The sequence below is a fragment of the Metabacillus sp. 113a genome (assembly GCF_050107635.1).
Taxonomy (GTDB): domain Bacteria; phylum Bacillota; class Bacilli; order Bacillales; family Bacillaceae; genus Metabacillus_B.
The window spans coordinates 44,858-68,851 of the sequence record NZ_JBNILJ010000004.1 but is presented as its reverse complement, the minus strand read 5'-3'; the positions used below and the strand labels follow the sequence as shown (position 1 = coordinate 68,851).

23 protein-coding genes and 1 pseudogene are annotated in these 23,994 nt (G+C 44.3%); 3 read left to right on the top strand and 21 right to left on the bottom strand.

Translation table 11 applies throughout. The annotated features are described in order from the left end of the window. Positions 1-53: 53 nt before the first annotated feature. The 11 genes from ACQCVE_RS08595 to ACQCVE_RS08545 form a co-directional block, all read right to left on the bottom strand. Positions 54-548, bottom strand: coding sequence for a DUF5381 family protein (locus ACQCVE_RS08595; protein WP_426842865.1), 495 nt, complete (start codon positions 546-548; stop codon positions 54-56). A gap of 13 nt (positions 549-561) precedes the next feature. After that, positions 562-1,356: a hypothetical protein gene (locus ACQCVE_RS08590; RefSeq protein WP_426842866.1), complete on the bottom strand. Its 795-nt coding sequence runs from the start codon at positions 1,354-1,356 to the stop codon at positions 562-564. Between the two features lie 12 nt (positions 1,357-1,368). After that, positions 1,369-2,634: a hypothetical protein gene (locus ACQCVE_RS08585; protein WP_426862469.1), complete on the bottom strand. Its 1,266-nt coding sequence runs from the start codon at positions 2,632-2,634 to the stop codon at positions 1,369-1,371. A gap of 20 nt (positions 2,635-2,654) precedes the next feature. Further along, on the bottom strand, positions 2,655-2,975 hold the full coding sequence (locus ACQCVE_RS08580) for a WXG100 family type VII secretion target (RefSeq protein ID WP_426862467.1): 321 nt from the start codon (positions 2,973-2,975) through the stop codon (positions 2,655-2,657). Between the two features lie 309 nt (positions 2,976-3,284). Beyond that, on the bottom strand, positions 3,285-5,396 hold the full coding sequence (locus ACQCVE_RS08575) for an ADP-ribosylglycohydrolase family protein (protein WP_426862466.1): 2,112 nt from the start codon (positions 5,394-5,396) through the stop codon (positions 3,285-3,287). An 18-nt stretch (positions 5,397-5,414) separates the two neighbouring features. After that, positions 5,415-6,560 carry an ADP-ribosylglycohydrolase family protein gene (locus tag ACQCVE_RS08570; protein ID WP_426862464.1) on the bottom strand — a complete coding sequence of 382 codons (1,146 nt, stop codon included), beginning with the start codon at positions 6,558-6,560 and terminating at the stop codon, positions 5,415-5,417. Between the two features lie 12 nt (positions 6,561-6,572). Beyond that, on the bottom strand, positions 6,573-8,030 hold the full coding sequence (locus ACQCVE_RS08565) for an extracellular solute-binding protein (RefSeq protein WP_426862462.1): 1,458 nt from the start codon (positions 8,028-8,030) through the stop codon (positions 6,573-6,575). A 39-nt stretch (positions 8,031-8,069) separates the two neighbouring features. Then, positions 8,070-8,948: a carbohydrate ABC transporter permease gene (locus ACQCVE_RS08560; protein WP_426862460.1), complete on the bottom strand. Its 879-nt coding sequence runs from the start codon at positions 8,946-8,948 to the stop codon at positions 8,070-8,072. Between the two features lie 2 nt (positions 8,949-8,950). Next, positions 8,951-9,850 carry an ABC transporter permease gene (locus ACQCVE_RS08555; RefSeq protein ID WP_426862458.1) on the bottom strand — a complete coding sequence of 300 codons (900 nt, stop codon included), beginning with the start codon at positions 9,848-9,850 and terminating at the stop codon, positions 8,951-8,953. An 87-nt stretch (positions 9,851-9,937) separates the two neighbouring features. Further along, on the bottom strand, positions 9,938-10,249 hold the full coding sequence (locus ACQCVE_RS08550) for a DUF4387 domain-containing protein (protein ID WP_426842874.1): 312 nt from the start codon (positions 10,247-10,249) through the stop codon (positions 9,938-9,940). A gap of 3 nt (positions 10,250-10,252) precedes the next feature. Next, entirely contained in the window at positions 10,253-11,614 is a 1,362-nt protein-coding gene (locus tag ACQCVE_RS08545) for an acyclic terpene utilization AtuA family protein (protein WP_426862456.1), read from the bottom strand. 500 nt (positions 11,615-12,114) lie between these two features. Between ACQCVE_RS08545 and ACQCVE_RS08540 the strand changes: the two genes are divergently transcribed. The 3 genes from ACQCVE_RS08540 to ACQCVE_RS08530 all read left to right on the top strand — a co-directional run bounded on the left by ACQCVE_RS08540 (position 12,115) and on the right by ACQCVE_RS08530 (position 16,104). Beyond that, complete coding sequence (locus ACQCVE_RS08540) at positions 12,115-12,282, top strand: VOC family protein (protein ID WP_426862653.1); 168 nt, start codon at positions 12,115-12,117, stop codon at positions 12,280-12,282. Positions 12,283-13,419: 1,137 nt separating this feature from the next. Then, on the top strand, positions 13,420-15,030 hold the full coding sequence (locus ACQCVE_RS08535; protein WP_426862454.1) for an SLC13 family permease: 1,611 nt from the start codon (positions 13,420-13,422) through the stop codon (positions 15,028-15,030). An 18-nt stretch (positions 15,031-15,048) separates the two neighbouring features. Next, positions 15,049-16,104 carry a tartrate dehydrogenase gene (locus ACQCVE_RS08530; RefSeq protein ID WP_426862452.1) on the top strand — a complete coding sequence of 352 codons (1,056 nt, stop codon included), beginning with the start codon at positions 15,049-15,051 and terminating at the stop codon, positions 16,102-16,104. 214 nt (positions 16,105-16,318) lie between these two features. On the opposite strand, the gene ACQCVE_RS08525 is transcribed toward ACQCVE_RS08530, so the two are convergent. From ACQCVE_RS08525 to ACQCVE_RS08480, 10 genes and pseudogenes are all read right to left on the bottom strand, one after another. After that, a complete protein-coding gene (locus tag ACQCVE_RS08525) occupies positions 16,319-17,155 on the bottom strand; it encodes an alpha/beta fold hydrolase (RefSeq protein ID WP_426862450.1) in 837 nt (278 codons plus the stop codon). A gap of 569 nt (positions 17,156-17,724) precedes the next feature. Continuing rightward, positions 17,725-18,195 carry an antitoxin YezG family protein gene (locus tag ACQCVE_RS08520; protein ID WP_426842880.1) on the bottom strand — a complete coding sequence of 157 codons (471 nt, stop codon included), beginning with the start codon at positions 18,193-18,195 and terminating at the stop codon, positions 17,725-17,727. Between the two features lie 17 nt (positions 18,196-18,212). Continuing rightward, positions 18,213-18,377, bottom strand: coding sequence for a DNA/RNA non-specific endonuclease (locus tag ACQCVE_RS08515; protein WP_426842881.1), 165 nt, complete (start codon positions 18,375-18,377; stop codon positions 18,213-18,215). Further along, positions 18,353-18,979: a pentapeptide repeat-containing protein gene (locus tag ACQCVE_RS08510; protein WP_426862448.1), complete on the bottom strand. Its 627-nt coding sequence runs from the start codon at positions 18,977-18,979 to the stop codon at positions 18,353-18,355. Before ACQCVE_RS08510 ends, ACQCVE_RS08515 begins: the two co-directional genes overlap by 25 nt. 5 nt (positions 18,980-18,984) lie before the next feature. After that, a complete protein-coding gene (locus ACQCVE_RS08505) occupies positions 18,985-19,818 on the bottom strand; it encodes a hypothetical protein (RefSeq protein WP_426862446.1) in 834 nt (277 codons plus the stop codon). A gap of 268 nt (positions 19,819-20,086) precedes the next feature. After that, complete coding sequence (locus ACQCVE_RS08500; RefSeq protein WP_426842884.1) at positions 20,087-20,479, bottom strand: immunity 22 family protein; 393 nt, start codon at positions 20,477-20,479, stop codon at positions 20,087-20,089. 376 nt (positions 20,480-20,855) lie between these two features. Beyond that, positions 20,856-21,442, bottom strand: a pseudogene (locus ACQCVE_RS08495) (transposase); the annotation flags it as partial. A gap of 614 nt (positions 21,443-22,056) precedes the next feature. Continuing rightward, the gene (locus tag ACQCVE_RS08490) at positions 22,057-22,482 is read right to left on the bottom strand and encodes an SMI1/KNR4 family protein (protein ID WP_426862444.1); all 426 of its coding nucleotides are present in this window, start codon (positions 22,480-22,482) and stop codon (positions 22,057-22,059) included. A gap of 18 nt (positions 22,483-22,500) precedes the next feature. Next, on the bottom strand, positions 22,501-22,653 hold the full coding sequence (locus ACQCVE_RS08485) for an HNH/ENDO VII family nuclease (RefSeq protein WP_426862442.1): 153 nt from the start codon (positions 22,651-22,653) through the stop codon (positions 22,501-22,503). Further along, complete coding sequence (locus tag ACQCVE_RS08480) at positions 22,632-23,864, bottom strand: hypothetical protein (RefSeq protein ID WP_426862441.1); 1,233 nt, start codon at positions 23,862-23,864, stop codon at positions 22,632-22,634. Before ACQCVE_RS08480 ends, ACQCVE_RS08485 begins: the two co-directional genes overlap by 22 nt. Positions 23,865-23,994 lie beyond the last annotated feature (130 nt).

The window sequence follows — 23,994 nt, the reverse complement described above, 5'->3', positions numbered from 1 at the left end:
GAATACGAAAAAACCTCCTTTTGGATTAGGAGGCTGGTAATGGTTGGATCTATTTAAACCCTGATTTGCTCATGATTCAAGTATGGAAGGATATAATCCCGTTTATAGGAGTTAAATTCCTGATCATTTAAAACATTGTAGGTTGGTATTCTAATTTTTTTATTTTGCTTTGTCAGGATGACCAGGTCATAGTAAAGCCAGGATCGAAGGGTCATTCCCCCATGCTGGACCGTAATATCTTTTATGTCACGAAGAGGCACGGATTGTTTTTTCGACTCTATTCTCCCGTCAGGTCCAGGAATAATTTTGAACAGAACCTTATCTCCAAAAAATACAGGCCCAGAATGGATTAAAAAGTATAAACCTAAAAAGGTTCCTAATACCCCCCCTGCCAGTCCGAGAAGGCTTGTTTTTAATCCTGAATTAAACGCGTCAATCATAAGCCAGCCGCAAACCAGGATGGCCACTGCTATTGCTGCTAATCCAAAGCCCACTAACCTGGGGTTTGCTTTTACTTCAATGGTGTCGGTTTGATTAATCTGCTTCAATAATATTCCCCTCTCAAGCTAACTGAAAGCTTCTATTTTCTGTAATGATACTTTTAAACAAGTCAGGGGTAGCAGAATTAAGCGTGAAAGCATTTCTCGCACTTCCAGTAATGAACCACGTATGATTAACACCTGGAACTATAAATGATAAGTTATGCAGCGCTTGGTCTTCCCCTTTATTAGTTTCAAAACTCATTACACTATCCATTTTTCCATTTCTTAGTTTTAAGTCATTAATAAATTCATGGACTTTTAGATTTTTAATCTCTGCAGAATTAATAAAGTCATTTACTTTTTGCTCATCCTCCTGAATTCCAACTAAAAGAGTTTCGAACAGTTCTCCGGTACATACAAATAGATCCTCTGCTGTGTCTGATGAATGCTTTACATCCATTAAAGCAGTTAAAACATGAACTAATTTATCATGATCTTTAAAATACTCAATCATATGTACCTGTTGATTATCCATGATCGAATGGAGATAGCACTCTGCTCCATTAAAATACCCGTTCCATGAAACCTGGTCTTGTTCATCTGAAAATCTGGAAGCTTTAATGCTATAGGAACTAAAACTTAAAACTTGAATAAATCCCGAATATTCCTTCTTTAGTATATACTTATTTTCAATGTATTCTACCATATCTTTAGAAAGCAAAGACCGGCAGGCCACTTGAAAAATAAGATTTAACTCTTCATCACTAATATTTGGATAATACATTTGTTTCATGGAAATACCCTGTTCAAATAAATTCTCACTATATAAGCAAAATAGCAATTCGTCTGAACTTAATTTAATTTTAGTTGTCATAATATTAGCTCCTTACCCAAATGAGAATGGATTTGATAAAAAGTCTTTTGCTCCATTAACCATAGAGGCTGCTGTATCTTCAACCTTCTTCAGTTCATTTTTTACTTTTTTTCCAGCATCATTGATCCCTTTTTCAACCATATCTATGCCTTTATTTAAGTGTTTATCCACTTCTTCAGTAACCTTGGACGCAACCGCAGAAGCTTTTTCGATCCCTTTCGATACATCTCCACCAAGATTCCTTATTCCAGTTATCCCGCTTTGAATTGTATCATCGTATTTTAGCGCCAAAGACTCTGCAGCACCTGCAGTCGCTTCGGCTATTCTTTCACCTACATAAGCTCCGGCAGCACCTCCTGCTGCTCCTCCTAAAACCGTACCTACAGGTGTACCGAAACTTCCTAGAGCTCCTCCAATTACAGTACCTACACCTGATCCGGCAGTAACCCAAAACGTTTTATTCGCAGCTTTCCCTACAGCTTTTGCATTTTCTCTTTTTAACACCTCTGGATTGTCCCCATATTTATTATAATTATCAGCGATTGTAACTCCTGCTCCAAATGTTTCCGAACCAGCTGTAACCACGGTAGTCAGGAGAAAGTTACCCTTAGCAAACTTTCCACCAGTTTTAACAACATCCATAAAAGATACTTTTTTTCCTAGATCGTCAACGCTCCCGTTAACCCAGTTCCGAACATTATTATTGAAATTTGCAGCATCGTCTGCAAAAAAACCAGTCATTCTCTTAAAGAGAAGTTCAGAAACTGACTTGTTTTTAAATCCCATCATAGTAGGAGATATAAAAGCTTTAATGATAGTTTTATATTTCGATTGATCAACCATTCTTCCGAAATCATCTAAAAATTGCATGTTTTTTACAATGAAATTCCCATCCGCATTGAGCAAAAATTGAGTTACACCTGAAGCCATATATTTGCCTGCCCCTAACATGGAACCGCCAAAAATCATCGCTGTGTTGTATTGATCGTAAAAATCATACAATTTCATTAAAATATCGTCCTGCTCCGCAAGCTTACCCCCGGCATCCCGAATATCCCTTTCGTGCTTATCCAGCCGCTCAATGACCTGATCGCTGGTAGCTGCCGTATTTCCCACACCGCTGAAGCAGTGTAAGTACTCCGGGGAGCAGTATTTAATGATGTTGTCCAGCTCGTCATTCAGTGTATCCGCCTGTTTTTCCAGAAAAGCCAGTTCTTTTACAATGCTGTTAGCAAAAGCCTCCAGTTTATCCGGATTGGCTTCTATTTTGTATCCCACTTTGATTAAGCTCCTTCCCCTTATGCGAATGTATCGTTTAATTTTGCATTGATCATTGCCTGTCTTCTCAATTCTTCCAATCTCTTTTTCTCTTCGTTTACCTTCTCGATTTCCGCCGCTGCACTTTTCAGTTCCTCGCTTGTTTCCCTGCAATCTTCCGCGTGCTTTGTAAAGGCTTGAAGGGTCTCCTCGAATTCTGAAATAAATTCATCTCTTCCTTTGCCGCTCCAGTCTAATGACAGCACATTTAATGCGTTTTTCAGGTTATGAGCGGAACTTTCCACTTCGTCAGCCGCGGCACTATATTTCCCTGCTAATGCTAATACCTGCCCTGTATCCATTTCGTCACCTCTGCAAACTTTTCGTATTTTCCCTATTACCTTTTTACGGGGCATAAAAACCTATTTTTCCAAATTTTTATCTTATTTGATAAATAACCCTAATACATTAATTTTTTCCTTTTATGTAAAAATAGTTTTTAAAGCTTACCAGGCTGATATTCAAAGCTGTATAAAGCTTCCGCACATGGAAATAAAACCTAAATCATCTATATAAAACAGTACCAAAATAGCTTTAGATTCTAAATGATAAAAAAGTCATGTTTTCATCCAATGATTGACAAGTACAAAAAAGCATTTGGCTGCTGACAGTCAAATGCTTTCACTCGTGTTTATGGTCATGCTCCGGATCATGGCCGCACCAGGCTGTAAAAACCCCATTCCGAACATGCCATACGCAAACCGCCCGTCTTCACCCTGCAGGATCGGGGTCCCGTCTATTAAAAAGGTGAATAGCGGTCCAGAGCAGTTAATTTCTATATGATAGGCTCTTCCAAGCTCCCATTCAAACGAAACCGTTTTCAATTTCTCCAGCCCAAAATCGTTTCTGTACAAGGAAACAAAGCCCTTTCCGTCAAAGCCTGCCAGATAGTGGCGCATAATTCCCCGGGCCCTGAACAGCAGGAGGTGGCTCTCTCCTTCGAGGGCGGTCCATTCAGCTGACCAGCTGTAGTTTTTTGCATAATAGTTTCCTGTGTAGGAGGAGCAGTTCCCCTCCGCTCTGCAGAGTAAAGCATCTCCTTTAAGCTCCCAGCTTCCCCGGTGATGCGCAAAGGGGGTGACGGATTGAAATTCTTTGCTTTGCTTGGAAAAGTCGATTGTGCAGCAGGCTGGGCCGAAAATGTGAAACTCATCTAAATACAGTTTTCCGAATGCCCGGTTATAAACAGGAGAGGGACTGCTGATTTTGCAGCCAATCTCGTCAATCAAATCCCCTTCCGTATCAGGAATCCTGAATTCAATCCTGTTCCATGCCTGATTTTCAAGACAGATGACGGGAAGCTCAAGGTCCTTTTGGGCAAAGGTGGTACGAATGTAAGGAGTGAGGTGGAGCGGCTGGCCCCGCCATTGATCCAGGAAGATTTGGAAGGCGGCTGTTTGCCCGCTGACGGCCTTTGGAGAGAAGACGGGCTTGTATTTCTCGTCGTTAAATTCTGCTCTTCGGTAAAAGGGCTTCCAATAAATTTTGCTGCTGTCGCCTGATGTCATCCGGTCAAAGAGCACTTCAAGCGAGCCAGGCTGCTGAAACCCTTTTCCCTGTGTATGCCTTAAGATGGTTTTAAACGGATTGTTTGTTTTGAAGCCATGGGTAGCGCCGGGCAGTGAAAAATCGAAATACACCTCTCCCTGCTTAACCGCTTTTTTCAGGATGACCGGCGGCTGACTTCTCTCCTGCTCGTATTTAAGGAGCGCCAGCTCTTTTACGAAGGTAGGAATATCTACGATATTTAAATAGCCGGATACACTTGAGGCGACGATTACATCGTTGATTGGAGCCCGGTAGCGGCGCGGAATGCCATCGAGGCCACCAAACACTCCGCTGATTGTTCCAACGTTTCCAGCGTTGCAATCCGTATCCCACCCGCACATCACTGCAATTTCCACCGTTTTGGCAAAATCCCCTTCTCCGTAAAGGAGGGCCAGCATACAAATACCTGCATTCGGAATGATGTGGCATTCGCCCGGATATTTATGATAGCCCCAATATTCCTCAACATAGTGATAGCCGATTCGGAAGTTCCCCGGGTTTTTTTCGTAAAAATGCTTAACCGCCTGTACAAGCCTAGCATATTCGCAGTCAACGGGAATTGCAGACAATCCGCTTTCAATGATTTCCTGCATGGAGGACGCGGTAAAGGCACTGGCAATGCAGGCAGCAATAAACCTTGCTCCATAGATTCCATTTCGGTCATGGGAGACACTGGCCGCTTTTCCCGCATAATCGGCGGCCTTCTTTGGCTCCCCTGGAAAAATAAGACCCCACGTATCAATGAAGATCTGGCCGCCAATCTGCTCAGCCAGGATGAGGCCGTTCTGCTCAACTGAACCGGATTCCGGTGCAGGGATTCCCTTTTTCAAGTTGGTGTAAGCACGGTGCTCGGTGCTTACACTTTCTCCGCCCCACCACAGCATTCCGATGCCTTCACGGCAATAATTGAGCCAGGCGTTTCCGACATCCTGCGGCACCAGCGCACGGCCTGTGGCATCATCATAAAGTGCTCGTATAAAAAACACGGGACCGTTCGCATCGTCATCCGCTGAAAAAATCCGGTAGTCCTTTAAATACCCCGTAATTTCTCCGTAAACATCACGGATCTTCTCATAGGTCCATTCGCGCGGCTCAACCGGCGCCCCCAGACGGATTCCAATATTCATTCCGAGAAACCCTGCATATACCTTTTCGAGGTACTGTTCACTCTGCAATCAGACCCCTCCCTTTTTCTAGGTCAGGTGCTTCTTTCTATAGGTATGCAGTTCAAGGTCTTTCCATATTATTTTTTTCGCCGTTTGAGCAAACCTCTCACAGCGGTCTGCTAAATTCAATTGGTTTACGTCCTCAAGCAGCTGCACGTCTTCTGCGCGGATCGCTGTTTCTCCGTACATCGCTCCGAGGATGACGCCGATCATGACTCCAATAGAATCCGTATCTCTGCCTGAATTAATCCCATCGTATATAGAAGGGTAAAAAGCCCCGTCGTTCAACACGATAAAAGCGAGGGCCATCGGCAGTTCTTCTATGGAAAACAAACGGCTCGGCGTATAGTGATTTGAAGGGATCCCTGTTTTCGAATCCATACGGTGGACATCATTTCCCATCGGTGAAAACGGCTCGATTGTTTTCTGCAGGGCGGACACGGCCTCGTCCATACCGGCACCCTTCTCCCTCAGCCGGCCCGCCTCTTCTGTCATGGCTTCAATCGCCTTTTTTGTTCCATCCTTTGCGAGAGCAGCGGCTGTTTTGACGATCTCCTCTACGGTGGCATCCTGATCGAAAGCTCTTGCGACACACGCTGCCAGAACTCCCGCCGCTTCCAGACCATAGCTGTTCTGATGGCCCATCGCAAAAAGAATCGCTTCGTCGTAAGCCCCTTTCGGATCCCCTGCATTCACCATTCCGACCGGAGCGATGTACATGGCTGCTCCGCAATTGACCATATTCCCGATGCCGCCCTCCCTTGGCTCGCAGTTGGCGAGAACGTGCCGTGTAAACAAATATTTCTCCGGGTAAAAAAGGCGCTCCATTAAGAGTGCCTTTCTGCCAAACTCAGGAATATAGGTCTCCCGGAACGCGATCTCCTTCATAAACTCCTTGCCGAGATCATAGGCGTCCAGGTGCCTTTCCTCTTTCTCATAAACCTTCATAAGGGCGCACATCATGAGTGTATCATCGGTGACAATGCCCGAACCCCTCCTTTTTCCTAAAGCGGCGGCTGTCCCTGTTTTATACCAGGGGGTTAAAAGGGACTCTACCCGGCCGTACTGTTCTTTGATTTCCTCATACGACTGCTTCTCAACGGCCGCCCCGAGAGCATCTCCCAGAGCGGCGGCAAAAATCGAGCCTCTAACGCGCGATATAAAGGGAATCATCTATCGAACTCCTTATTTCAGTTTTCCGTTAACAAACTCCGTGATCTCCGCCCCGCCGGCTTTTTCCCAGTCCTCTGCAAACTTCTCAAAATCACTGACCGGCCTTTTTCCCGTGATTACATCCGCTGAAAATTCCTTATACAGGTTCTCGGTTGCATCCCATTTAGCCGATGCCTCTTCATCGAGCATCACTTTGTTATCCTCACTGTAATAGTCCCGGACCAGCTTCGCAGATTCCTCGGCAGGCTCAGATAGAAGCGGGGTTTTCATAGGCTTTTCTGTTTCAAACGCTGCAGGCTCCCAAAATCTCGCATACCACTCGCTGTAATATTTTTCTGTTAGCTCGAGCTGATCACCGGATTGCTGATAATGCTCCCCTTCAAACCCGATCCGGTCAAGCATCTGGCCCTCCGGACTTGCCAGGTAATCCAGCACTTTAAATGCGAGCTCTTTATTTTTTGACTGGGAGGAAATCGCAATTCCCCGTGACTCTTTTGATACATCCGTCGCCCCGTAGCCCTGGAATTCTCCCTTTGACGGCGGAAGGACCGTAAGCGCTGCTTCTTTTCCATTTACCTGTGTCATTTTTCCGTTGTAAATATCAATGACCTTGCCGTTCGTACCGGTGATCACCCCGGCTTCGCCGTCATAAAACGCTTTTTCCTTCGTATCCCATTGCTTTGTTGCAAATTGCGGATCGAGAAGCCCTTCTTTATACAGCTCGCTGTAGAACTCAAGCTTTGCTTTTTCTTTTTCTGAAACCTTTGCGTATTCATAGGTGCCATCGCTTTTTTCAAGCCACGTTTGATTGATGCCGAACGCCATATTAAAGATGGAATCAAGCTCGGCAATATCGCCTGCTGCAGTGATCGCGTATTTCGGATTCCCGCCGCCCGGGGCTTTCTCTACAAGCTCTTTGAAAAACGCTTTATAATTTTCGGGACTTGGGTCAGCCATCAGTGCTTTCGATGAAGAGAGCTGATTGAACCAGTCACTGCGGATGACGGGTGTCTTCAAATCAAGCGGCTTGATCCAAAGCAAGTACGGATAATTTTTCATCCTTTTTTCATTGTATGGCTCCATAATGGATTTTAGATGCTTCGATTTTTCCAGATAAGGGGTTAAATCTTCAAGCAGGTCCTGCCCGGAAATTTGCTGGTCCCCGCCTTGAAAATAAATCATATCCGGGATGTCGCCGCTGTATAAAAGCAGGTTCAGCTTTTCAGCATAGTTGCCCTGAGGCATTTGCACAAGCTCAAACTTCACGTCCAGTTGTTCATCCTCTTTCAGCGCCTTCTCCAGATTGCTGAAATACTTTTTTGTGGCCGGATTGGATGGATCTTCATCCTTCAGCACAAGTTTAATGGTTCCCTTTTTACTGTCGGTCGTTGAAGCTTCCTCACCCGAGCACGCCGCGGCTGTAAGCGTCAGCATCGCGGCTGCAAATAATGCTGCCAGCTTTCTTTTCATTTCCCTTCTCCCCCTTGTTCTTCATTTTTAAGCCCCCGTTTAATCCTTTACACCTCCTTCAAATGCCCCCTTCGCGTAAAATTTTAAAATAAGCGGATAAAGGATGAGAATCGGCACCATGGAAAGAATGATCATTCCCGCTTGAAGGGAGGAAAAATCAAGGCTCGCTACCTGGTCATAGGAGAGAACATTTTGCGTACCGAGCAGCGAAGCATTGTCCTTTTGAACGACAAATTGACGAAGCACGACCTGCAGCGGCCATTTATTCGGATCTGTAATATAAATCGTGGCCCGGAAATATTCATTCCAGTGATAAACCGCGTAAAACAGCCCGAGAGTAGCGAGGCCCGGCTTCGACAGCGGAAGCATGATTTGTGTGAAGATTTTAAAGTGGCCTGCGCCATCCATTCTTGCCGCTTCAAGAATGCTGTCCGGCACGTCCTGGAAAAAGCGGATCAGAATGAACAGATAATACACATTAATGGCTTTATAGAAAATCAGAGACAGATACGTATTTAAAAGCCCCAGATCCTTGACCAGCAAATATTCCGGAATCAGCCCCGGCTCAAAAACCATAATGATAATCAGCAAAACGAGCACCACCCGTTTGCCTGGAAAATACGTTCTCGACAGCACATACGCTGCCATCGCCGTTAAAAGGAGATTGAGCGCCGTGCCTGCAACCGTTAAGAAAATCGTATTAAAAATGCTTCGAACGATAAGCGGGTTGGAAAACAGCACCTGATAATTAATGAGCGAAAATCCCTTCGGCAAAATATCCAGGCCGCCGAGAGCCTGTACCTGCAAGGGGTCCGAAAACGACTTGGCAAGCAGATTCAGAACCGGAATCAATACGGAAACAGACAGCAGCACCAAAAGAATGTATACGGTTACAGAGAATGGCGTGAGCTTCTTCATCCTTACCACACCCCTCTTCCTGTAACCCGTTTCGAAATAAAGTGAGTTCCCAGAATCAGCACCATTCCAATGATGCCTTTAAATAAGCTTGCGGCAGTTGCGTACGAGTACTGTCCGTTTACTAAACCAATCCTGTATACATACGTATCCAATATATCAATGACGGAAATGACAGAGTTGTTCATTAGGTTGAATACCTGATCAAAGCCGGCATTCATGAAAAACCCAAGATTCAGTATAAACACCGTTACAATCGTTCCTGAAAGCTCGGGGATGGTAATATACCGAAGCTGCTGCAGGCTGGATGCCCCATCGATCTTCGCTGCCTCATAAAGCGCAGGACTGATTTTCATGATGGCCGCCAGATAAATAATCGAATCCCACCCGGCACTTCGCCAAATTTCCGAGAAAACCAGCACCCAGCGGATGTGGTCTTTGCTCGTCATAAAATCAATGGACGGCAGCTGAAAAAAGCCGCGGATCAGATTAACTCCTCCGTCTTCCGGGTTAAGCAGGCTGATCCAGACTCCGGCGATGACGACCCAGGACAGAAAATGAGGAAGATAAATAATCGATTGGACGGAATTCCGGAACCTTCCGCTGCGTACCTCGTTAATAAGAATAGACAGAAGAATCGGGACCGGAAAAAAGAGAATCATTTTCATTGTGCTGATGATGACCGTGTTTTTGAGGACGGTTAAAAAAGCGGGAGAGCTGAACAGCACGTCAAAATGCTTCAGCCCCACCCATTCATGTCCGCCGAGGATTCGGTAATCCTGGAAAGCAAGCTTCATGCCAATCAGCGGAAAAATATGAAACGTAATAAAATAGATGAGTGCCGGAATCAGCATCGCATAAAGAACCCAGTCTCTCTTCATCAGCTTCCACTTTTTTTGAAACATCGCCGGCCAGCTCCTTTTCAGGCGGTATAGTATGGTTGGATTTTTCATCATGTTTTGCTCTTTCGTCAACCTGTTAAGGATGGAGAACTAGGGGATGTCAATCTGGAAAAGCAGGGCGTGCTGCTGTGCCCCATACACATCCCGGTCCCCGGCCGTTCCGGAAGAAACCGGCCGCGCCATGGTAATTTTGATGCCGAGTGCCTGATCAAAAAAAACGAGATGATGGATATGCGACTCCTCCATACCATAGAGGCGTGAAAGGGTCTCACAGGTGATCCGCCCGGATTTTTTCACCCGTTCATACAAAGACTCTGATTCAAAAAGGATATCCAGTGTTAACTCAAAGGGACCGGAATTTTTGCTCCGGATGATTTTCGCCAGTTCATATAATGAGGCCATCTGTTACCTCCGATGCTCCGTATAATAGACTTGAAAGTAATCCCTTGGCACTTCCATCAGATGGTAGATGGAAAATTCATAAACGGGTCCAAATTCAATATCGCTGGGTGCAAACGGGAAGGCGAGATTGCCGGCTGTTGATTTTCGATTTTCATAGCCGTAATGCAGAAAAGTGGAACGGACGGTCGCGCATATACTGCTCGCCAGCTCCTGAGTAGACGCCAGCACCTCAAACATAACGCCAACCTCATGCCCCGTGAACGGTTCCGGCTCGCGGTCGCCAAGAACTCCGTTTTTCCCGTAATGGAAGAAACGAATCTCATAATCCTCTGAATCTACCTCTTCATAATACTCTCCCGTCTGCCTCTTCACCTGCTCCTCCACTTCCTCTAATTTCTTAAGGAGGAGCGGGTCCCGGATGCCCGCAAGCACAAAAGTCCGGTAGGCGATCCTTCTCGCTCCCTCAAGCTTAATGAAAAAAGTATCGGACTCCCTGTATTGGCTGTTTTTAACCTCCACAACACCAGGCTCCTTCTCCTCGAACCGGCAATGCTGCAAATCCAGAATAAATCCAGGTCCATGAAGAATATACGGATGCTCCTTCTCATAGAAGGTATGCGCGGCCACACTGACCGGGGTACAGGCCCGGCTTTCATTTAAGGACTGAACCGTAAACGAATCGTCTCCCAAGGTTCCAAGAATGCTATCCTTCGTCGTCCCCGGCTCGGCGCAGAGCGCACCGCATTCCAATATCTTACCAAGATGGTAGCTGAGGCCGGGATCCTTGCCGTAAAAAATTCCGACGGCTGCAAAGGGAGATGGATCGTACGCCCGGCCGCAGACAATAATATCGCTATGATTCTGCAAAGCTTCTAAAATCGGTCCATGCCCCATTTGCGCAACGATGTTCTCCGTTTCAAGAATGGCTTGGGCAGTGAGAGGCGGAATATTCGGCGAAAGCGGCTTCGTCTTACTATTCAGGCATGCTTCCATAACGTAATCCTTGGGAATATCTGCCGGAATCACGGCGATTTTTGCGGCTAATGACTGCTCGCTCAGAACTTCATGAATGATATCCAGCGTCCAATCCAGATGGGGCCTCGCCCCGGCACCTCCGGCAGAACCGATGATAACCGGAATCTTACCCAGAACGCCGTTTACAATCATCAGCTCCAAATCCTTTTTAGCGGCCCGCCTGCTCACGATGCTGACCCCGGCACCAAGCTTATGAGGACCTGCATCGGTTGAACCGGCATCCACAACAATGGCATGAACACCCAGCTCCAGTCCCTTCAAAAATGAAGCAGCTGGAAAACCGTAGCCTAGCATGCCGCACGGGGAAAGAATTTTAATGGGCTCAGACATGGGAGAAAGCCCCCTTATATAGTAATAGACTGCTGTATTACTATACGTTATGTAATCGCTTACAAATAATAGTAGTTCCAATTCTTTTTTCAGTCAAGCAAGACTGAAAATCTGCCGGCATAACCAAACAAACGTTCATGACCCTTTTCTCTCGATCGAATATATTTAATATGGAAGGAAAACGACTGGAGGAAAACGAATATGGAGTCGTACCCATTCTTTTAATCCATTAAATTTAAGGGAGAGTTCGAGATGAAGCATCAAGCTGTTCCTTATTTATCATTTAATGGAAACACAAGAGAAGCATTGAATTACTACAAAGATGTATTCGCAGGAGAAATCAGCGAAATACAAACCTTCGGCCAGGCGGACTTCCCGACACTGCCGGAAGCCGACGAACGAATCATGCATGCGAAATTAACTAAAGGCCCCCTATTCTTTAAGGCGTCCGACTCCTTCCCTGGCGATTCCGTTACGAGCGGCTCTAACAAGCCCTTGTACTGGAGCTTGAAAGCGATGAGGAAATTGAAACCCTCTACGCAAAACTCAAAGAAAAAGGAACCGTCCGTATGGAGCTTGAAGACACGTTCTGGGGTGCAAGATACGCGAAAGTCGAAGACCCGTTTGGGATTACGTGGGATTTGAATTTTGAAAAGGGACAGGGTTGAGGGGAATTTAATTTAATATCTGATAAGTCAGCTTTCCCAAACTGGACAAGCTGACTTTTTTTTTATAAATTTCGTTTTTTATTGTTAAATAAAGGGAAAGTTTACTATGGGTAAAAATAAGAAATAGAACCGGAAGGGAACGAGTTTAAGGTGAAAACAGTAAAACACGCAATTACGGAGATCCGAGCTGACATTAAAGAAAGCTGGCAGCTGCTCTTTTGCTCAGACACACTTGAAAACAAAGCCCGGGGGCTCATGCTTCTGCACCTGAATGTTATTCTTGCCGTCATCCTTTTTACTCTGCTCATAAGTATAATATTTTTAATAGGAGCAGGACTTTTTTATCCGTTAACCTTTTCAGGTCTTATATTTCTTATACCGTTTACTCTTGTATTTCTTAAAATCAGACCCGTTTTTTCAAAAAAGGGGAAAGAACAGCATTTAAATACATCCTATAAATTTCCTAAGGCATTCGAAGCTGATCCCGGTGCACGAACTGCCTTGCTTTCACTATTCCACATTTACCCATACATAGGCAATGAAATCAGGCAGCTGCGTCAGGAACAAATCAGCTCTGATAACAAAAAGGCGTACCGGAACTTAATCTGGATTAACAGAGGGGCCCTTTTGATGTATTCTATCGCCATGCTTTTAATCCCTGTCTCGCTCCTGTTAAATGGATATTTTTTAATCCACTCAAACGGAGGGTATTGGCGTGGATTTATTAAAACGATCTTTCAAGCTGTAATTTTTTTAGTTCCTATGTTGTTTTTTGTAATATTTTACCTCAGTCGGTACCCTGATAAAAAAAACAGCATGTTAAAGAGAAATAATCAGATTATTCTTATAAAGGAAAGGCAGATCTAATCAGGGGACGTTCACCATTGTCCGGGATTCGCCAGTCTGGCCTGTTTACCAAAATATCCCCTGGCAATCCCTGTCCAAACTGTTCACCCCGCAATCAACATTTCAGACCTTTTTTAACATCATTCAACCATATAAGAGTTTGATAAAAACATTGACGCGTGAACGGTATAATTTGTACGATTACTATAGCATCTGTCGACATTGTAAGCGCTTCAATAAAACAGCACAAGAGGAGGGAACATTATTAATACAACAACAGTATGGGAGTCCATGTGGAAGGCTCATGACAGAACGAAGCAATTGATTTCATTCGCCATTCCAAGCAGAAAGGGAAAAACGTTACCGGGCAAGGAAACGAATTCTATTGAATCCAATGATAAGAATCCAGAACACCGGAGTTATAAAAAAGGGCAAATCATCGGATTGATTCTTGGCCCGCTGCTCTTTGTGCTTTCCATTCTTTTCTTCACTCCGTCAGAATTGGGCAATGAAGGGCGAATGGTATTCGCCATCACACTCTGGGTTGCTACATGGTGGATCACCGAGGCAATCCCGATCCCCGCTACCTCTTTATTGCCTATCACTCTTTTACCTGTTACGAATGCCCTCCCAATGGACGATGTCACCGCAAGCTACGGAAATCCCATCGTCTTCTTGTTCCTTGGCGGCTTCATGATTGCCCTTGCCATGGAAAAATGGAACCTTCATAAGCGGATTGCTTTGAATATCATATCGGTTGTCGGAACCAGCACTTCGAATATCATCCTCGGGTTCATGATTGCTACCGGATTCCTTTCCATGTGGGTTTCCAACACAGCGGCCGTTATGATGATGATTCCAATCGGGACGGCCATCACGTACCAAGTATCCCAAGCTTTGAAAGGAAGCAAGGAAGACCTGTCGGCTGAAGAGGAAAAGTTCTCGAAGGTGCTCATCTTTGCTATAGGCTACGCAGGAACGATCGGGGGACTTGGGACTTTGATCGGCACACCGCCGAACATTATTCTGGCCGGTATTGTATCAGAGCTGTACGGGGTGCAGATTTCCTTCGGAAGCTGGATGCTGTTTGCCGTCCCAATCGTCATCCTGCTCTTGTTCTCTACCTGGATTTACTTGATCAAAGTTTCTCATCCAGTGAAGATTAAAAAGATTCCAGGCGGCAAAGAACTCATCAAGAACGAGAAACGTGCCCTTGGCCGCATGAGTTTTGAAGAGAAGGCTGTCAGCGTGATTTTCATCTTCGCGGCCTTCATGTGGATTTCTCAATCATTCCTGTGGAAAGACATTATTCCAGGCATCGATGATACAATGGTTGCCATCACGGCCGGGGTTCTTTTCTTCTTGATTCCTTCGAAGAATAAAAGCGGACGGCTTTTGGACTGGAGTGTCGCTAAGGACATTCCTTGGGGCATCCTTCTTCTATTTGGAGGAGGTCTTGCGATCGCCGGAGGATTCAGCTCCACGGGTCTCGCTGAATGGCTGGGAAATCAATTGAAGGTGCTGGATGGGGTCAACTTCCTCGTCATGATCATCGTCGTGACGATGTTTGTATTATTCCTGACAGAAATCACGTCCAATACAGCAACGGCAACCATGATCCTGCCCGTACTTGCCTCTTTGGCCGTGGCGATCAATGTCCATCCTTATGCGATTATGGTCCCGGCCGCCATGGCAGCGAACTGCGCTTTCATGCTGCCTGTGGGAACCCCGCCGAATGCCATCATCTTTGCGACGGGCAAGCTGAAAATCACCGAAATGGTAAAAAATGGATTCTGGGTCAACATTTTCTGTGTCATTCTCATTGCCGGGGCTGTATATCTGCTGTTGCCTTTACTTTGGGGAGTGGACCTGCATATCTTGCCTGATGCCTTTAAATCATAGGAAAAGAGCGTGACAAAGATGAGAAAAATCGAAATAGCCTCATTACCGGGAGATGGCGTCGGGATCGAAGTCACTGAAGCGGCAAAGGATGTCCTGCACACGCTCACTGATGCCCATGGAGGGCTCCGGTTTTCCTTCTCCTCTTTCCCGTGGAGCTGTGATTATTATAGTGAACATGGAGTTATGATGCCAAAGGACGCGATGACAACCCTTCGCCAGTTTGAGGCGCTATTCTTAGGTGCTGTTGGAAACCCAGCCCTTGTTCCTGATCATATCTCATTATGGGGGATGCTCATCAAGATCCGCCGGGAATTCGAGCTTTCCGTAAATGTCCGTCCTGCCAAAAGGCTGAAGGGCATTGCTTCCCCCCTGGCCAATCCAAAAAGCTTCGATTTTGTCGTCGTCCGGGAAAATAGCGAAGGTGAATACAGTGAAGTTGGAGGACGCATCCATCAGGGCGAGCATGAGGTGGCAATCCAGAACGCGGTCTTCACAAGAAGAGCAACAGAGAAGGTCATACGATATGCGTTTCAGCTGGCAGAAAAGCGGGACAACCGCTTAGTCAGCGCGACCAAATCAAACGGCATCGTCCACTCCATGCCTTTTTGGGATGAAGTGACCAAGTCCGTAGCAGGCGAATACCCCCATGTGGACATGCAGTCCTCTCATATTGCCTTTTTCGTAACGAAACCGGCTGACTTCGATGTCATCGTGGCCAGCAATTTATTTGGGGATGTGCTAACAGACATAGGCTCCGCCATCATGGGAAGCATCGGGATTGCCCCGTCGGCCAACATCAATCTTGAAGGCCGCTATCCATCCATGTTCGAGCCCGTTCATGGATCGGCTCCGGATATTGCAGGAAAAGGAATCGCAAACCCTATCGGTCAGCTCTGGACCGCAAAGATGATGCTCGATCACTTCGGCTATGAAGAGCTCGGCCAGACCCTCATGGATGCCATTGAGAACGTAACAGAAGCAGGTATCAAAACCCGCGATATCGGGGGGACATCCAGTACAAAAGAAGTTACGGAAGCGGTGAAACAGAAGATTCTCCAGTCTGCACGGGGCTAGGACGCCAAAAGGTGTGCCTCTCGTTTTCTTTAGATTTCCCGCTGCCATGAAAACACTTAATCACTCTGGACTTTCACCCAATCGATCTTGATTTTCAGCAAATAAGAGGGCCGCAATAACTGTATAGCCCTTACTGCCCGCTGCAGCTTTATCAACAGCAGCAAAAAACCAGTTTGGATTCCAAACTGGTTTTTCCCCTGTTCTCTACAATGCTTTAAGACTGAAGAAAGCCCACCAAAGCACGGTTAAACTCATCCGCATGTGTTGCATTAAAACCATGAGGCGCACCTTTAATTTGTACAAGCTGGCTTCCCGGAATCATCTCATGCGTCCGCTTGCCGCTTACTTCTAAAGGAACGATCCCATCTGAATCGCCGTGGATAATCATCGTTGGAACAGTGATTTTCTCCAAGTCCCCCCGAAAATCTGTTTTCGCAAAAGCGGTGATGCAGTCAAGCGTTCCCTTAGGAGATGCCATGGCGGCAATGTCACGGTTATAAAGGCGGAACGGCTCACTGACAAGGTCCGTCTTGTCGCCGGCTGCAAAGAAATTTTGTGTGAACGTATCGAGGAACGCAATTCTATCGCCCTTCACACCATTTTGAAATTCTTCAATAGCCCCATCATCTAAGCCGCCCTCAGGATTATCCGCAGCTTTGTAAAGATAAGGAGGAACTGCCGCAGCAAATACCGCTTTGCTCACCCGGTCTGTTCCATATGTGCTGATGTAACGCGCAACCTCCCCGCCGCCCATCGAAAAACCAACAAGCGTCGTTTCCCGAAGATCCAGCCGCTCAAGCAATTGATTCAAATCCGCTGCAAAGGTATCGTAGTCGTATCCGCTATAAGGCTGAGAGGACTTCCCAAACCCTCTGCGGTCATATGTAATCACTCTGTGGCCCGCCTCAACCAAAGCAGGAATCTGTTTCTCCCAAGAGCGCCCGCTCAGTGGCCAGCCGTGAATAAGCACAACCGGTTTCCCCGTTCCATGATCTTCATAATACAGTTCAATTGGAGCATCATTTTCATTGCCAACCTTCAGCATTGCCATTGTAATCCCTCCGGGTAAAAGTAGTATTCAGGAAACTTGCATCCCTTTTAATTCCAGATACCCGGATTTTTGGAAGGGTAATCTTTTGGGTGTTTTTGTTCTTCTTCTGAAACATCTTTTTCTAAGTGTGCAGCCGTTTATGATCACCATTTTCGTGTCCACGAGCGGGCCTTTTACCATTTTATTGTAGGTCCACTTTAGGGCTTTATTGATTTTTGATGGTTCAATACGTTCTTGCCTGTCTGGATGATGTCGGTCATTTTTCCGCTGAGCACTTTTAGCTGAACAGCGGTTTTCATGACTTTTGATTTGCGGTGGTTTTGAGCGTTCCAGTTTTTTTCTTATTTTCAATTTTTTTTAAGGTTACTACCACCTGTTTCCTCAGAAATGTTTTACTAATTCGACTGTCTCCTCTCTCAATACTCCAAGTTGCGGAAAAAAAGCTCTGCAGAAATTAACTCTACAGAGCCTTTCGATCAAATTGATAAGAGACAGACACCAGCATTCTAGATTTAGATGAGATTAGGGTCCTGTTCTCCTAGCCCTTATTTAATTGCCTTAGATAATAATTATTCATTAATGGAAATATGCTTCTCTAAATATTTTTTCCCTGAATTGCTTTTGGGGATAATGCCAAGATTCTCATATTTCCAGATAGTTTTTCTTTCATGAGGATCTCTATTTGAGAGTTCATCATAATTAAAAACAACTTTAAACTTTCCCACCTTATCAAAAATCATAGTGAAATTTGTCCAAGGTTCTTGACCATTTTTATTAAAAGCTTTCCAAAGTTCTTGAATCATACCAATCAAGTTGTGCCATTTTTCTGAGTATTCAAGTTCGGTAACTGTAAATAATTCAGTTATCTCATGACTGTATATAGCGTTATCGCTACCTTCCGGAAGATAATAGAAGTAAGCAGTCTGAGATCCTTCAACGACCTCGCCGTATAAATAAACCTTACACCATTCTTCTGGAATAGTTTCTACGACAATCTCTGCTATCTGTTGATAAAATCGATGAAATTGTTTTTCACTCAACTAGCTTTCTCCCTCCCTTAACATTGTTCCCATTCATCATCACCAATTTTATACTTTATGTCAAAACTTTCTGGACTTTGTGAATTACCTTTGTAATTTGGGGTGATCTTCACCTCTACCTCATCACCAAGCTTGATGTGTTTTGATAAGCAAAACCTTAGGTTTCTATACAGCCGTTGCAACTCTCTATAAAAACTTTAATTGCCTCGTTTCCATCAACAAATATTGGCTGTTCCAAAGTTCCCTTATTAATTCTTTTTATATGATCATTAGCATTAAAGGGATGGTTTTTAAATTTGATATTGTTAGTTACACACTCCCAAAATTCTACTCCCCCGAACTTACAGTCTTCGAACTGAACCTGATTAATTTTACTATTTGAAAAAAAATCATCTATTATACAGCTTGTAAAATTCACATTTTCAAAATAAGTTTCAAAAGAATTTACTTTAATTAGGTCACTTTCATCGAAAGCACAGTCTGCAATATGGCTATAATTCATTTCAGCCTTACCAAAGTTTGCTTTTCTGAAAACGATATGGTTTAACTTACAGCCATATAATTTGGCTCCTCCAAAATTGGTATTCTCAAAGACATGGTTTTTGAAAAAGGAGTCTGTAATGTAAACATCTAAAAAATTCAACTCTGATAGGTTATTGTTTGAGAAATCTATTCCATCTAATATTAACCTATTGCCTTCTAGCTCATTTCTTTGAACGGAATCAATATATTTATTATGGTCGTTTATTAATGAATCAAGCTCGCTTTGTTCAATTTTTTCCATGATCATCACTCCGGCCACCAAAATATCTTCTTCTCTAACCCTAATTTTTTTATTGCTGCTATGTTGGCGTGAAGGGTAAAGAATTCCTTCGCCTTCTGCACGCCGTTTATGATCGCCATTTTGGTGTCCACGAGCGGGCCTTTTACCATTTCATCGTAAGTCCACTTTATGGCTTGGTGGATTTTTTGAGGGTTTAAGACGTTTTTGGCAGTCTGGATGATGTCGGCCATTTTCCCGCTGAGCACTTTCAGCTGAACGGCGGTTTTCATCACCTTGGATTTCACGAGATCTACGGCATGGTCTGTCATCTTGGTGACGTTGCGGACGACGGCTTCTTTCATTTCGTTGAACAGCTGCTCCGCGTTCATGACGTTGTAGGGGATGGCGGTTTTCGGTTTTTTCGCTCCATCCGGATCATCGACGTCGGATACTTTCTTGCCGGCTTTGCCGAGAGAGCCTGCTTTGCTGACCTTGCTGAGGCCTTTCGTTCCGAAAATCGATAGGACTCCATAGGTGACGAATCGTGCCCGGCTTCTGGCGTCTCCGTTAATGAAATCCCGCTCCCAGGCGACGACGAGTGCGTCGACCATGGAGTAGAGCACTTCATCCAGGTTCATCACGGTGGTGATGACTCCGTAGGCAAGCCCAATTGGGTCGGTGAACAGGGCTGCCAGGAGATCGAACAGGCCCACGATAATTTCGGTCAGAATTTGAACGATGGCTTCTCCGATTCCGAGGAAGACATCTCCCAGGATTTCAAGCAGGCTCTTGTCTGTCTCTGCTGCTGTTTCTGTGTTCGCCGGCTTTTCGCAGCTATTCTGCAAATGTGTTGTTGTCAAGCTTAGGCAGTCCGACAAGATGGGATATGCGACCCGAGTTATATTGTTTGTATTAATATGTGGGGGCTTAATCTATTCTATATAGCCTAAAAAGAAGCGTGAGTACCGTCACGACGCTTCCGGTGATTTAATGACTTCAAAAACATTTGATTCAAAAATGTTATTTTTTAAATCATAAAGTTCTTGATGTAAAAAACCTTGAAAGGCATTGAGCCACTTAAGGTCTTTAATTCGCTTAATTTAAGTTACATACTTTTTGGTTAAAAAATCACCATCTATCATCAACAATTATTGTATATTGAGCGACACCGATAAATTTCAATTCACTATTTTTATATTTACTCTTTATTTTTTTAGCATCATATTCCATATTGTAAATCAGTATTGCAGAATTAAATTCTTCACTATAGTTTATAGTATCAAATTGTTCTAAAAATTGATCTGAGTAAGAAAATCCATCTAATAAATCCTTCACACTGTTTGTCGATTTACTAATCCATTTCTTTTCTACTAAATCGCGATCATAATAATCTAAGTTAAAGTCTTTTTCGAAAACTGAAGAAATACTGTCTCCATCTTCTGTATATTCAACATTTGTATAATTCATTAACTCTTCCTTGCTCCCAAAATTCCCAATCCATATTGATACATGATCATTCATAATTTTACTACCTCCCTATATAAATGTTGATCTATCAACGGTTTAAGCCGCTGATGGGGTCTCAAAAAAATATTTTTCGACACAATCCCTAACAGGATTTATAAAATATGTGATTCTAAGACAGGTGCTGGGTACACTTCGTGGTCTCCACTGGGTATATCTGGTTGGTGGAGCTGAACTCAGTATGTGATGCACATTGGATTTCTGCGTTGCTTATGATGATGTACCCTCCCATGTCTCTTAGCATCCGTGTGCCTACATTCCTTCGTTCGGTCTAGTCATAAGGCAGAGGCTGGCGAAGCTCCTATAGGGACCGAGGTCGAATGGATATGCCAGCTTCTCCGTGTCATCCTTGTGATTTAATCGGAAGAAGAAATTAGGCGGCTTGCCTGACCTGGGTGAAGTCCTGGATCATTCGCTGCGCATTAAACACCATGTGCTTCGTACTAAGGGCGTGAAGCACTTTCAACAGCTTTCCGCATAGAACCACAATGGACTGCTTTTTCTTGAGCGGATTCTCCCGCCTTGTCGTGTAATACTTATGCAGCTTCCGAAACGCCTCATTGTGACGAATCATCGGCATCATTACTCGGAAGAGAAGGGCTCGAAGCTTTCGCCTTCCCCGTTTGGAAATGCGCTTTTGTCCTTTGTGAAGACCGGAGGAATTCTCTTTCAGCGTTAACCCCGCGAGTTTGACTAGTTGGCGTGGGTGCTGATAATGCGTGAAACTGCCGATCTCGGACAAAAGCTCTACAATGGTGACATCCCCTAAACCGGGTACCGTTTGGAGAAACTCATACTCCACAGACAATTGGAGCAGGGCTGTTAGCTGCTCGTTTAACTCCTGAATTTCCTTCTCTGAAACGGAGTCATTTCCAGCGCAGCCAGCGCCATTTTCCCGAAGGATGGAAACACCTGTGCAAACTCAGGAAAATACTTGTCAGTCCAGCGAATCATCTTATTCCATGTCATAACTACCCCTGTCATGTAAAATGTCATCTCGCCCATATATCGTTCTTGTTCAGTTCCTCCAAGTGTTAACACGATACTCCATGATGGTACAACCATCATGAGCTTTCGATTCTCAAACAAATCACATTCCTATTGTCTCACTCAAAAATCTTCATATTTTATTATTCACTATCTTTATGTATCCGTATTGTTACCATCTTTAGCATTACGAGCTTTGTCATTGTCTTTAGTTTATGGGTTTTGCAGTATCATAAGTCTTCCTGTCACTTAAAATGTCATCTCGACTGTTTATCGTACTTCTCACAAAATCCAAATATATAAATCAATACTCCATGATGGTACTACCTTCATGAGTTATGAATTTCATACAGTTATTTTGTTGTTGTCCAAAGCAGTGACTCCTTACAAAAAAGCACTCGCTGCCTTTAGTTGACAATCAAGTGCTTGAAGTTCATATATTTTTAAGTAGCATAAATTTGTAAGATTTATATTAACAGTATGACACCTTTGTAGGTCATTACTACTGCATAAACTTAAGAGTTGGTACGGGTCCGTTAATTGATTCATTGATTCATAAGTATCCCCTGGATTAACCTCATTGTTTTTTACCAGTTATCAATTCCTTCTTGAAATATGTCTATTACATAGTCATCAAATGTATTATATCTTGGGTGTAAATTTGTCCCACCCCTTTCCCAACTAAATACTCTGTCATCATTAATATCTGCACAATACATACATCTAGCAAATTCTCCCGAGTCCTCTAAAACAATTAAGTTCATATTCAACCCTAATTTTCTCCATCTCTCTGTTGCATCAACTACAGATGCTCCTAAATTATCCTGAACACCTTCAAGCTCAACTCCACATATCCCCCCCGAACCATATTTTTTTATAAAATCACGATAACTTCGAGGAAATTTAACTCTAAGTTTTTCTTCAGCCTTATTAATATATTCTTCTGATACTTCTCCAAAAAAATCATCTTCTTCACCATAATTTTCGATCATCTTAATAATTCTTTCATCCATAGATTAAACTCACTCCTATTATTCACTAGCACGCATTTTCCAATAGTTACTTCTAAAATTATTATACATTTTTTCAAGTTCTGGATTATTTCTAAAACTATTTCCATTTTCAACCAAACCATGTAACGTCGAATCGTATTTATCATGAGTTAACTCCGCAATTTCGACCATTCCACCAGGTTCTTTTTGAAATGGTGTAATTCAACTTTACTTTCCACTCCATCCTTTACAATATATGGAGATTTCCCCTTTTTCATTAATTCTCCATTCGACTTTCCTAGTGCCTTCGGATTATTAGGTACATAATTTTTATCAATCTCAATTTGGTACACTCTTCTCGATACATCTACTTCCTTTCCACCAATTTTAACTGTTCCTTTTACTTCTACAGCAGTATACTTGTCAGCCAGCCAATCTAATTCAAGTTGTTCAGAAGATAATTTTCGGGATTTAAGCCCCGCAACTTTACCCGTACCCTTACCCCCACCAACCACAATCTCCGAAACATTATCCCCAATCTCCTCCACAACATCCCTAACCCTATTCATCGCAGTCCGGGTCCCGCTGCCAACCCCAACTGCGGCTTCTGCAAGGCGTTCGTTGATGTTGGCGAGAAGGGTAAAGAATTCCTTCGCCTTTTGCACGCCGTTTATGATCACCATTTTGGTGTCCACGAGCGGACCTTTTACCATTTCATCGTAGGTCCACTTTAGGGCTTTATTGATTTTTTGAGGGTTAAGTACGTTCTTGGCAGTCTGGATGATGTCGGCCATTTTTCCGCTGAGCACTTTTAGCTGAACGGCGGTTTTCATGACCTTGGATTTCACGAGATCTACGGCATGGTCTGTCATCTTGGTGACGTTGCGGACGATGGCTTCTTTCATTTCGTTGAACAGCTGCTCCGCGTTCATGACGTTGTAGGGGATGTCGGTTTTTGGTTTTTTCGCTCCATCCGGATCGTCGACATCGGATACTTTTTTGCCGGCTTTGCCGAGAGAGCCTGCTTTGCTGACCTTGCTGAGGCCTTTCGTTCCGAAAATCGATAGGACTCCATAGGTGACGAATCGTGCCCGGCTTCTGGCGTCTCCGTTAATGAAATCCCGCTCCCGGGCGACGACGAGTGCGTCGACCATGGAGGAGAGCACTTCATCCAGGTTCATCACGGTGGTGATGACTCCGTACGCTAGCCCAATTGGATCGGTGAACAGGGCTGCCAGGAGATCGAACAGGCCCACGATAATTTCCGTCAGAATCTGGACGATGGCTTCTCCAATTCCGAGGAAGACATCTCCCAGGATTTCAAGCAGGCTCTTGTCTGTCTCTGCTGCTGTTTCTGTGTTCGCCGGCTTTTCGCAGCTATTCTGCAAATGTGGTGTTGTCAAGCTTAGGCAGTCCGACAAGATGGGAGATGCGGCCCGAGTTATATTGTTTGTATTAAAATCCCAAAAGGAAGCGTGAGTACCGTCCCGACGCTTCCAAATTTCTACTCTAGCAGTTTTATTCTTAACCTAA

Bases quoted from the DNA above. Each gene is read 5' to 3' on its own strand.
- ACQCVE_RS08590 (WP_426842866.1), bottom strand. From the start codon at position 1,356: ATGACAACTAAAATTAAATTAAGTTCAGACGAATTGCTATTTTGCTTA.
- ACQCVE_RS08580 (WP_426862467.1), bottom strand. From the start codon at position 2,975: ATGGATACAGGGCAGGTATTAGCATTAGCAGGGAAATATAGTGCCGCG.
- ACQCVE_RS08570 (WP_426862464.1), bottom strand. From the start codon at position 6,560: ATGATTCCCTTTATATCGCGCGTTAGAGGCTCGATTTTTGCCGCCGCT.
- ACQCVE_RS08565 (WP_426862462.1), bottom strand. From the start codon at position 8,030: ATGAAAAGAAAGCTGGCAGCATTATTTGCAGCCGCGATGCTGACGCTT.
- ACQCVE_RS08560 (WP_426862460.1), bottom strand. From the start codon at position 8,948: ATGAAGAAGCTCACGCCATTCTCTGTAACCGTATACATTCTTTTGGTG.
- ACQCVE_RS08555 (WP_426862458.1), bottom strand. From the start codon at position 9,850: ATGTTTCAAAAAAAGTGGAAGCTGATGAAGAGAGACTGGGTTCTTTAT.
- ACQCVE_RS08550 (WP_426842874.1), bottom strand. From the start codon at position 10,249: ATGGCCTCATTATATGAACTGGCGAAAATCATCCGGAGCAAAAATTCC.
- ACQCVE_RS08545 (WP_426862456.1), bottom strand. From the start codon at position 11,614: ATGTCTGAGCCCATTAAAATTCTTTCCCCGTGCGGCATGCTAGGCTAC.
- ACQCVE_RS08535 (WP_426862454.1), top strand. From the start codon at position 13,420: ATGTGGAAGGCTCATGACAGAACGAAGCAATTGATTTCATTCGCCATT.
- ACQCVE_RS08530 (WP_426862452.1), top strand. From the start codon at position 15,049: ATGAGAAAAATCGAAATAGCCTCATTACCGGGAGATGGCGTCGGGATC.
- ACQCVE_RS08525 (WP_426862450.1), bottom strand. From the start codon at position 17,155: ATGGCAATGCTGAAGGTTGGCAATGAAAATGATGCTCCAATTGAACTG.
- ACQCVE_RS08510 (WP_426862448.1), bottom strand. From the start codon at position 18,979: ATGGAAAAAATTGAACAAAGCGAGCTTGATTCATTAATAAACGACCAT.
- ACQCVE_RS08500 (WP_426842884.1), bottom strand. From the start codon at position 20,479: ATGAATGATCATGTATCAATATGGATTGGGAATTTTGGGAGCAAGGAA.
- ACQCVE_RS08490 (WP_426862444.1), bottom strand. From the start codon at position 22,482: ATGGATGAAAGAATTATTAAGATGATCGAAAATTATGGTGAAGAAGAT.
- ACQCVE_RS08485 (WP_426862442.1), bottom strand. From the start codon at position 22,653: ATGGTCGAAATTGCGGAGTTAACTCATGATAAATACGATTCGACGTTA.